At 49.8% G+C, this 10,388-nt stretch carries 8 protein-coding genes and 2 pseudogenes; 6 read left to right on the plus strand and 4 right to left on the minus strand.

Features of this window, described 5'->3' with window-relative positions; translation table 11 throughout:
- Both HT737_RS31880 and HT737_RS19585 read left to right on the plus strand, forming a co-directional pair.
- Positions 1-212: pseudogene (locus tag HT737_RS31880) on the plus strand (EamA/RhaT family transporter); the annotation flags it as partial.
- Between the two features lie 18 nt (positions 213-230).
- Positions 231-923, plus strand: coding sequence for a hypothetical protein (locus HT737_RS19585; protein WP_306287238.1), 693 nt, complete (start codon positions 231-233; stop codon positions 921-923).
- Positions 924-1,213: 290 nt separating this feature from the next.
- On the opposite strand, the gene HT737_RS19590 is transcribed toward HT737_RS19585, so the two are convergent.
- Entirely contained in the window at positions 1,214-2,194 is a 981-nt protein-coding gene (locus HT737_RS19590; protein WP_182403770.1) for an ATPase, read from the minus strand.
- Between the two features lie 1,243 nt (positions 2,195-3,437).
- Between HT737_RS19590 and HT737_RS19595 the strand changes: the two genes are divergently transcribed.
- Positions 3,438-4,637 (plus strand): hypothetical protein, encoded by a 1,200-nt coding sequence (locus HT737_RS19595; RefSeq protein ID WP_182403772.1) that lies wholly within the window; start codon positions 3,438-3,440, stop codon positions 4,635-4,637.
- Entirely contained in the window at positions 4,627-5,202 is a 576-nt protein-coding gene (locus HT737_RS19600; RefSeq protein WP_182403774.1) for a hypothetical protein, read from the plus strand. Before HT737_RS19595 ends, HT737_RS19600 begins: the two co-directional genes overlap by 11 nt.
- 304 nt (positions 5,203-5,506) lie before the next feature.
- Here HT737_RS19600 and HT737_RS19605 read toward each other — a convergent pair whose 3' ends face one another.
- The 3 genes from HT737_RS19605 to HT737_RS19615 are packed head-to-tail and all read right to left on the minus strand — an operon-like array spanning position 5,507 to position 7,980.
- Positions 5,507-6,316: an endonuclease gene (locus HT737_RS19605; protein ID WP_182403776.1), complete on the minus strand. Its 810-nt coding sequence runs from the start codon at positions 6,314-6,316 to the stop codon at positions 5,507-5,509.
- A complete protein-coding gene (locus tag HT737_RS19610) occupies positions 6,309-7,592 on the minus strand; it encodes a DNA cytosine methyltransferase (RefSeq protein WP_182403778.1) in 1,284 nt (427 codons plus the stop codon). The genes HT737_RS19605 and HT737_RS19610 overlap by 8 nt, the downstream gene beginning before the upstream one ends.
- On the minus strand, positions 7,570-7,980 hold the full coding sequence (locus HT737_RS19615; RefSeq protein ID WP_182403780.1) for a very short patch repair endonuclease: 411 nt from the start codon (positions 7,978-7,980) through the stop codon (positions 7,570-7,572). Before HT737_RS19615 ends, HT737_RS19610 begins: the two co-directional genes overlap by 23 nt.
- A 537-nt stretch (positions 7,981-8,517) precedes the next feature.
- Here HT737_RS19615 and HT737_RS19620 point away from each other — a divergent pair.
- A pseudogene (locus tag HT737_RS19620) lies at positions 8,518-9,623 on the plus strand (IS3 family transposase).
- A 289-nt stretch (positions 9,624-9,912) separates the two neighbouring features.
- Positions 9,913-10,388: restriction endonuclease (locus HT737_RS19625; RefSeq protein WP_374011186.1), on the plus strand; the 476-nt coding region annotated here is incomplete at its 3' end.

The following is a 10,388-nucleotide window of genomic DNA, read 5'->3' on the forward strand; positions in this document are numbered from 1 at the left end:
GGGTATGGATTCATCTGATGGAAAACCATGTTCATGAACATCAGCACGAACGGCTTGAGCATGATCATCGGCATATACACGATGAGCATCATCAACATGCGCATGGGTTTGAGTGGGATGGGACGGAGCCGCATAGCCATCCGCATGTGCATACGCCGATGCGGCATAGTCATGTGCATTTTCCGGATGTGCATCATCGGCATGGGCATTGATTGAAACTCTGAAGTCTGTTGAGTAATGTCATTGTGATATCGTCTCTGTCGATTTTTTCAGTCTTTCATTCGAGTCATTCCATGAAACCAATTTTCCTGTTGTTGCCCATTGCGGCCCTTTTTTCTGCTTTCAGCGTTGCCGCTGCACCTTCGCCAGTGGCGTCGTTTGCCGCTTGTGACGATCACTCCCTGGCAGTCGTGCAATCACCTTTGTTCAAGGATCTGGTGCCGAGCACTGTCGAAAATGGCCAGATCAAATTGTCCGGCGGCACCAAGAGCGATATGGGGCAGCGGTGGATGTTCGCCAATCCGGTCGAAATTGACGGCATGTCGTTGACCGGCTTCTACGCCGAAGATACAGACCTGATGGGCACTCGCATCATCAGTTGGGGGTTCTACGCCAAGCAGACGCCGAATGAACTTCACACCCAGTTGGAAAAAGCGGGCGGGCCGCGTATGGACATGTCGCAGGGACTCTACGCACGCGCGGAAATCTGGTCCCACGGCCAATCCAACTGGCAGCCGGAAGACCCATCCGCAACGGCGGGCAAGCTGGTTGTCGACAGTGCCGAGCGCGTGTTTCTGATCGAGCCTGCTCCGCAAGAGCTGACGACTGGCAGCAAGGGGATGTTTACCTGCTCGATTCAAGGCAAGGTCAATGAGGCAATGCTCAAATCCAGCCGTCCGGATCTGCTCAGCGCGGCTCATTGATTTTGATGAATGCAGGTAGGAAAAAGGACGACATCGTGTCGTCCTTTTTTGTGAGTAGGCAGAGCATTGCCAGGGTTGTCGAGTTTGATCGCCTGCAGGCTGTGGGTTTGTGTGCCCGGTTTGGCTGATGTCCAGATGCAACAAAGCCCGCACTAGGCGGGCTTTGTCGTTGAGAGTTGGTGGGCCGGGGGCATTTGAACCGGTCAAGAAGTCCCTTGTAAACGTTGAGTATTTTCAGCGAGGTAATTCTTTGGGATACAAATAGGGATACAAAACCTGAGCGGCTTCGCTCAAGACGTCTCAGTTTTGGTCTTCGGAGGACCGAGAACGAAAGCTATATGCCTCAGATCCTCCACCTTCAGGTCAATACCTTTGCCCTGAGGGTTTTCCTCAAGATATCCAAGCGTGTAAAGCGTGACATATCTCACCTCCTCAGCCTGGATGATCAGCTCTGTCAGGTACCGGCGGAAGCGATAAGCGTTCATTTGGTCTGCCGGTACGTATAGGGAAACGCGCTTTTCCCCGACAGGATCGTAGAAACTAAAGCTGAATCCTGCTCCGTAGCGCTTTATGGTGCCACCACCAAACAAGACACCGCCATTTTCACCAATGTTTGCGGCTGTAATGTGACGGAAGTATGAGTGAAGCGGGATCACACCATATCCTGAAACCTGTAACGTCAGAAGATCGAACTCTTCCTTAGATAGCTCCGTTTTAGCGTTTCTGTAACTCTCCACCAGACGCTCTAGGTCTGTGGTTTTCGTGGGGCCCCGAGGCTTGTCGTTTGATTCACTGCTAGCTCTGCGCACCCCTCTCCCCTGACCATCTCCATCTATCTCATCACCTCCCTTACCAGGACGGTCGCCCCCGGGTTTCTTTTCCTTCAGGTTTGGATCAAAGATATCGATGTAGTCATCGAGCTTGCGTTTGGCTTGTCGAACTTTTGCTTCTTCCTCTGTTTCCCCTGGACGGCTTCTGTCCAGATCACCGCTTGAACCGTGTTCAATCCACTCACAAGTTGAACAGTGTTCATCCTTCGGGTTGGCACGGAAATGCGCAGCCTGCAGTATCGGAGTTTCTTGGGGGTTCAAATCGTAGTTGACGCCGGTGATCTTGGCGTCGAGCTTCCTGCACTCCTCATTCGTGCAGAGGAACGTGAAGCGCGCGCGTGGCGGTTCTAGGGAGAGGTATTCACGCCGGGCAGCGACAATGGTCAACTCCTTTTCAAGCTCGACACAGTAAGCACGTGTAATGCGTTTGGTTGTTTTCATCCGACTGACATTCCTTGAACAGCTCTTCGTTGGGTCAACAATCCTTGGCCTGCTATTCGAGGCTAACGTAGGGGGAGCCGAAGTGCTAGAGCAGTCGAGGAGTTGAATCGAGCGGGGGACCGTGAGGAGTTACAGAGCATATGGGGTCGGAAACCCGCGGGATCTCGGTAGTGACAGGCCCGCTAGCTTACTGAAATTTCAGTCATTGAAATCGAAAGGATTTGATTGAAAAAAAGCCATCGTTACCGCATTCGTAACGATGGCCTTTTGTGTTGTTGATTCCGCACGCGTCGAGCCGTCAACCAAGTCAACCTGTCAACCAATCTAAAAAATCAGCCACCAACGAGATCACGCGAGTTTTGTGCCCCGTGTCCTTCAGAAATGCTCAGGGTCCCCGGCGACCTCCCAGTACCTTGTGCAAATGCACTGGTGAACTGCGTGTTCACCTAGTTCACCTAGTTCACCTGTTCACTAAGCTGGGCATTTTTCAGCTAACACAGTCCCGCGGGTTTCCAACCCCGTGTCTAAAGGAAAACCTCAGAGGCCCAGGCACATGGAGAGATACGCACCTGACGTTCGCTGTTGGGCTTGATGCTTCTGGGGCGCGGGAGAGACATCTCTCCAAACCTGGTGTAACTCATGTAACTGGTGTAACGGGTATTCGTAAGCGGTTGTATTTGTTAGGTATTTAGTAAGTTACACAGCCTTAGTTCACCAGTCGTGAGGCGTGTAACTCTGCTATCTGGTGTAACGCTTCTGATCCATGAGAAATGAATGTGCGAATTCATGCCTATGATGCAGAAGGACTAAGCGCTCCCGCTTCCGGCCTGCTCAATAGATGTGGTTAGCGGTCTTTAATCATCAAGCCGCCAGCTGTGCGAGCGATTAGCCAGCGACAGGCCGCTTTCGGCCATTAGCTGCCCTTCACAACTCGTCAAATCGACGTTGCTTTAGACCACTAAACAGACGTTTTGTAACTTTTTCTCGCTTCATAATCGTGTACGCCGGCAAGCCGGTACAAATGGACTCAAGTCCGCAGACGGGACTGGGGGGCGGCTGCGTGCGTCAGGATCGACCAGGAAAAATACAGCCGGGCCACACTACCAACGCTGTGAATGCCAAAATGATGGCATTCGATTAGAACTTGACTAGAATAGAACCTTTACTAAAAGAGGGAGCACTCATCACCTCATTGCTGCGCAGCTCTCTGTGACTTTGACTCGACCGAAGGGAATTGAAGTAAATGGATTTGTCCGAAATTAAAATTGCTCATTACACTGGGCAGCGTATATGGATGGTTCGCGCTCAGGGCGGAAAGTACTTACGTCATTTCAGAACGGGGTCAGTTATTTCTATTGAGCATTTGGATAGATTCTATAATCATCTAGACCATGGAAGTCCAAAAATCCCCAGTAACGAACAGATCAGACGCTTAATACTTGCGAACGAAAAATACATTGACAAAACCTCAAAAACACCAAAGTTCAACGCGTCCGGGCGAAACTGCTTTCATCAGATAGATCACTTCCTCAACGACATTAAGAAAGGAGACTTAGTTGTCTCACTTGACACCACCCATATCATGATTGGTGTCTGCACATCATCAAAAGCCACATTTAGCAGCCGAGCTATTGCCTCTTCTGCCGATCCTGAGAAAATGACGACAGTCAAATTGAAACACCGACTCAGGAAAGGTGTCGAATGGGGGCCTATAGTAAAAAGAGACACTGTAGGAGGATTGCTTAAAGGAACATTTCAGTCGCGTCATACCGTCACCAATCTAGATACACACTGGCGGGATATATTTGGACTTATCTATCCATTCTTCACCTATAACAATGAGCTCTATTTTTCCAATCGAATCGGCACACGATCAGACATTAACGGAAAAATAATCAGCAAGTTGTTTGACAACCTCTCCAGCGTCCAAGTAATACTTGAGGAGCTTTTAAAGAAAAAACTTAGTGACGAGTTTGTCAATGATCTTTTAAACGACGATATCGCTTGGGAAGAATTTGATTTAACCGCCAAGGCATATTTCGGATCGCCTGGTGGGATTTTTAACAAGGTTCCCCTTCCCGTATCTGTGAACCCTAAGTTCGTTTTACGAGCCTTTGCTCTGGCGTTTCTACTCACATCAGGTCAGGTAACCGCGGTAGCGGCGGCTGACCAACTTAGTCCCGCTGACGCCGCGTTCAATATTTACACTCCTGCAGAGATGGTTGACGAACGGCTCTTACAGAGGGATGGAGACGAAAACGTAGACCGGTTGTTAGGAGAACTAGCACGAAAGAATGCTGATGCATTCGCAAAAATTAAAACAGGTCAGAAAACGTCTAAAGTCAAGGCCAAGCTACGGCTTTCAGTACCCAAGCATGACACGACGAACCTTGAAGACAAGGCAGGAATAAAGGTAACCAGAGTTGGCTCAAATGCGCAGTAACATTGTTGACATAGCTGGCGGAACGTTCGTAGTAACCGGTATTTCCTACGCAACCGGAATAGCTTATTACAACGCCTTTTTCCGAAAAATAAACGGCAATCCAGATTTATTTTCCGTATCACTTGAAAGAATATTATTTGAGGGCGGGAGACAGCTATTACATATAGCCTTTACGCCAGCCTTAATCATAATTGCAATAACACTTGCATTAGCAATTATAAATTCCATACTAAAAAAATTCGGATCAGACTTTTTAGAAAAGCTGTTTGCCAATATAAAAAATTCAAGCGTAGGAAAATCCGTTCACACAATTAGCTGGGCATACTTATTTGTATTAATGTCCGTAATCACCAGCTACTCTTTTACCTCGGGGAAGGAGGCTGGTGAAAAACATGCGGCTTCTACCACATGCACTCGAGCAAGCATTGTTACAGAGAAAAAATCAATAATCGGATGCTTAATTTACAAGAGTGACTCAGAGGTCTGGCTAATCACTATCGACAAAGACCAAAAAGTTTTGCTAAATATACCAAACGATAAATATTTATCGATTTCAATCTATTGAGCCCTCCTCACGATTAGCGCCGTGCCCAAGAAAAAATTGTCCGCCGCATCCTGAGCACTGCCTTCAAAACCGGTGACTGACGCTCCCCGGTTTCGTTAAGGAGACGGAGTGACCGCTTTGGGTCGAAATCAGCCTTTTCTGACTGGCAGCTTTTGGCCGAAAGGAGGCGTTCTAGAGGAGAAACGCTCAGAGACTTCAGAGTTCCGGTGGGGGACTCTTCGAAGAACGGAAGAGGCCATTACGCGCCCTGCAATTACCTGTGATTGGGGGCTTATTTCCCCTCCCATAGTGAAGTACAAAGAGTTTAATCGCTATGCAAGGAGTAAATGCGTAAATCATCATTAGTTATTGTAGAAGCGGCCACAAGCTGATAGTGGCGCTCTTCAACAACCTTAATTTCGTCGTCTTGAACCAGTAGTTCAAACATAGCAATTCTACCATTCGTCATGAACTGAACAGACACAGCTCTACAAAGCAGATCGGGAAATTTGCTCTGACAATACGCGATGTCTTGGTCAGTTTGCACAACTCCATGTTTATCACTACCACCTTTCGCTTGTACTGGAACGACAAACTGGCGCCCATGCTTATCAACGCCTACATAAACTTCGTCGATTTCAATTTGACCCACCGCTTTCAAATGGGTGCGAAGATGATTTTGTAACGAATATGCAGTAATGCCGAGAAATATATCTATTAAGCGATTATATCTAACCTTAGCTAGAAGCGCTTGCTCGTCGCTTAACGCATATGCGCCTATGATTTCTGGTGTTGAATCTGGTACCTTTACCGTTATCAACTCTTCCCTAGGTATGATCCGGTTGAGTTTGACTTGTTTGAACCGATACAAGGCAGTGCCAGACCCTTTGATAATCCACTCCATATCTCTTGCAGCGGTTGCAAGAATGGACTCTGGCAATTCATAGCGGTAGCGAAAGGAGTAAATTATATCCCCGATGTTTTTTGGCAAAGCTATACCTAGATCAGCAGCAATGTCTATTATTTCTGCGCGCGAAAACTCAAACTCTCTCATTTCTGGAGTGTAATGATTTTCGAATATCTTGGCGATAATTGCCTTATAGCGGTTTGTCTGTGGTGCCTTTTCCTTAAGCATCAGATTCTTCCAAACTAAGGGGGACATTATTTTTTCGTGTCCGTTGGGCGATTGTATCGCGAGGTACATCGAAGTACCGGGCTGCTGTACCCATATCGAAACCGAGAAGCGTGTTTGAACCTTGCTCAAGACTTCTTGTAGGCTTTATAGGTTGTATACCAAGCGCAGATATTATCGATGAGGCGATTGCGCGGCCTAGCAAGGGTGGAACGCTGTTGCCTATTTGACGAAAGCCGTGCCATTTGGTTGCGTGGAAACGAAACCAATCCGGGAAGGAATGCAACCTAGCTGCTTCCCGAACGGTGATAACACGTGGCAGGTAAGGGTGTATAGGTCTTGGGGAGGTAAAGGCGCCGCGGGCACTGTCCGTCCCTGCACGAAGGGTATTGCAGAGGCCATCAGGTGGCAGCTTACGAAAACGGCTAACAGATTCGGTTTTACCGTGTTCTGTAGCCATGAAGCGCTCTTGCGACAATGCAGTATGCTCTGTCCGTAGGCTAGAGGTCAGGAGATCGCGGTCGAAGATTCGTTTATAACTAAAGTCGCTCGGATCTGCTTGAAGGTCACGGAGTCGTTGAGCATAGGCCGAGTCTGTCGCCCATTTTGCCCTGACTGCATCGCTATCTAACAGCTCGCCGAAACTATTCGCGTCGGGCAAATCACCAATAGCTTCTTGCACCGTTACTCCATGATCTAGAGGAGTCGGATATTCTGGAGCTTTGAGCCCACGTCGCGTCCCCATCAAAAAGAGCCGTTTGCGATCTTGGGGCACGCCGTAATGTGCGGCGTTCAGCACTTGATATGGAAGAACCACGTCATAGCCGGCGTCACCAAGGGCAGCGATCAATTCTTTCAGAAATTCGGAATGCTTTCCAAGGGTCAGTCCTTTTACATTCTCGAATACACAATATTTCGGCTGCAGCTCTTCGACGATTCTGACGTAATGGAAAACTAGCTGATTTCTTGGGTCGTCCAAGGCACGCTTGCCGATCAGCGAAAAGCCTTGGCATGGAGCACCGCCAAATACGACGTCGATTTCCTTATCCCCCAAACCTGCGAGACGACGGATTTCGATTCCGCTCACGTCGGTAACGCTTGCGCAAATGGTTTTGCAGTTTGGAAAATTGTATTCGTGTGTCGCACAGTGAACGGGATCAATTTCGACCGCTGCAGCTACGTCGAACCCGGCTTGCTCGAAACCGAGGGACATCCCGCCAGCACCTGCAAATAGATCGATGCCAATAGGTCGTGTCTTAATCGTGTTCGATGAATTCATTTAGTCTAGCCGCCAATAAATCGATAAATTTCAACTCGCATTGCCAGACTGTTAGCACACGCCAACCGTCGGCTTCGAGCGATGCAATATTTTCTTTGTCTCGCGCCTGGTTCCGCTCAATTTTAGCCAACCAGAACTCTACCCGCGTTTTGGGTAGCCGCCCGTAGCGGCAACCAACGTGCCCATGCCAAAAGCAGCCGTTGACAAAAATCGCTTTCTTCCGACCAGGAAAAACCAGGTCAGGATGGCCGGCAAGGCGCTTATCATGCAGGCGATAGCGGTAACCCATGCCGAAAATCAGCCGTCTAACAACGAGCTCCGGCTGGGTATTCTTAGCTTTAATGCGGCTCATGAGCCAACTGCGTTTTTCGGCAGTCAACCTGTCCATTTCGACCGTGCTCTAGGAGATCAGTCCGGGCTGTATCATACCCACATCCCCCACGTCATCCCATCGCAAGTGCCTTAAAACGACAAAGCGTCGAGGCTGGCGTCTCCGAAATGTCCCAAGGGCAGGCATCTTTTTGCCTACATGCAGTTTGCTGTTGTGCAAGCGCTAATGCCTAGCCACAGTCAGCTTTGGCCATTAGCTTTCGCTTGCGAACGTCCACTTTTGGCCGTATGCAGTCGCATGGGAACGTCCGCTTTTGTCCGATTCTGTTGAAAAGTCTGATTTGCAGATCGGCTGAACTCACGCACGATCTCCACTGGAGAACCTACTCACCACATTGAGTGGTTTTTCGGCCTTTCGTTGAGCTTTGGAGCTCGGCTATTGGGTTGATTTGAGGTTTTTTGCTTTGTGCAGACTGTAGTGGTCTAATGAAACCGGACACCCATTTAGGCGAGAATGCTCGCCAGATAGAGGTGTCTGATGACCAAGTAACGTCGTTCCTTTTCCGCTGAATTCAAACGCGAGGCCGCAGGTCTCGTGCTCGTCAAGGCTATAGCCATATCGAAGCCGGCCGCTCGCTTGGAGTGGTCGAGTCCGCGTTGCGTCGCTGGGTTAATCAACTCTAGCAGGAGCGTAACGGCGTTACCCCGCAGAGTAAGGCGCTGACGCCTGAGCAGCAAAAAATCCAGGAATTGGAAGCTCGAATCGCTCGCCTTGAACGGGAGAAATCCATTTTAAAAAAGGCTACCGCGCTCTTGATGTCGGAAGAGCACGAGCGCAAGCGCTGATTGATTAACTGAGCCCCCAAGAGCCGGTTGATTGGCTTTGCGCAGTCTTTGATGTCACTCGTTCGTGTTACTACGCCCATCGTCTCAGGCGCCGAACGTCCAGACGTTGAGCGGCTTCGGTTGCGCAGTCGGGTCAACGAACTGTTTACGCAAAGTCGAAGCGCCGCCGGTAGCCGCAGCATCGTGTCGATGATGCAGGAAGACGGCGAGCAGATCGGGCGGTTCAAGGTGCGCGGCCTGATGCGGGAACTGGCGCTAGTCAGCAAACAACCTGGATCACATGCCTACAAACAAGCGACGGTGGAGCGGCCTGACATTCCGAACATCTTGAATCGAGAGTTTGATGTTCCGGCACCGAATCAAGTCTGGTGTGGCGACATCAACTACATCTGGGCTCAAGGGAAATGGCATTACCTAGCTGTTGTTCTGGATCTTTACGCGCGCCGAGTGGTGGGCTGGGCTCTGTCGAACAAGCTGGATGCGGATCTGGTCGTCAAGGCGTTGGACATGGCTTACGAACAGCGCGGCAAGCCTCAAGGGCTTTTGTTTCCCTCGGATCAGGGCTCGCAATATGGTAGGCGCCAGTTCCGCCAACGGCTCTGGCGTTATCGCATGCGCCAAAGCATGAGCCGTCGTGGCAACTGCTGGGATAACGCGCCGATGGAGCGTGTGTTTCGCAGCTTGAAAACTGAATGGATACCGTCCGTGGGCTACATGACAGCTCAAGAGGCGCACCGCGACATCAGTCATTACCTGATGCATCGGTACAACTGGATTAGACCGCACCAATTCAACACCGGACTGGCCCCAGTTCAGGCCGAGAAAAAACTTAACGTCGTGTCCGGGATTAGTTGACCACTACAGGTTGGCAGATTCCCAGATCTTGGCTGCGAGTTGTTGCTTATTCACGGCGAGTACTTTTAGGGAGTTGATCAGGAAAGTCGAATGAATTTTCTGCCTTAGGCAGGGTTGAGCCTGCAAAAGGATGGGATTTCAATAATGCGCCGGAGTATCGCACCCACAGGGCGTCCACGAAAAGCTATGAATACGGTTAGCGGGTGGATCCCGTCTCAAACTGCATTCACACAAACGCTCACCATTGCTACAGTCTCGCCTCTAATTCATGGACATAACGAGTGTCAGCATGCCAGCGATGTGGATGATCCGAGGTGACGGCGGCCGTCTCTATGACGATTTCAGAGATCGCAATATGGCGGCGATTGGTTGGGCTCAACTAGCCCCAGAGGCCAAGCCAGGTGTTTCTCGGAAGGCATTGATTCAGGCCTATAAAGACCTCCAGCCAGGGATTAAGGACGGGAGTGCCGTATCTGGTGCTTCACAGGTATTTCGTTTCGTTAACGAAATCAGCATTGGCGATACGGTCGTTACGTACTCTCCCGCAAACCGAACGTATCTGGTCGGTCGCTTCACTGGTGAATGCCAGCTTCGCCCAGATCTGGCGGATGATGGGATGTCTTTAACTAGGTCTGTTGAGTGGTTCCCGCAGGAAGTTGATCGCGACAAGCTCACTGGCGCGAGCAGAAATAGTCTGGGATCTACGCTAACCGTATTTAATGTTGCAGAGGATGCTCAGAAGGAATTGCTGGCCCTTGCTRAACT

The sequence above is a fragment of the Pseudomonas sp. MD195_PC81_125 genome (assembly GCF_014060985.1).
Taxonomy (GTDB): domain Bacteria; phylum Pseudomonadota; class Gammaproteobacteria; order Pseudomonadales; family Pseudomonadaceae; genus Aquipseudomonas; species Aquipseudomonas parakoreensis.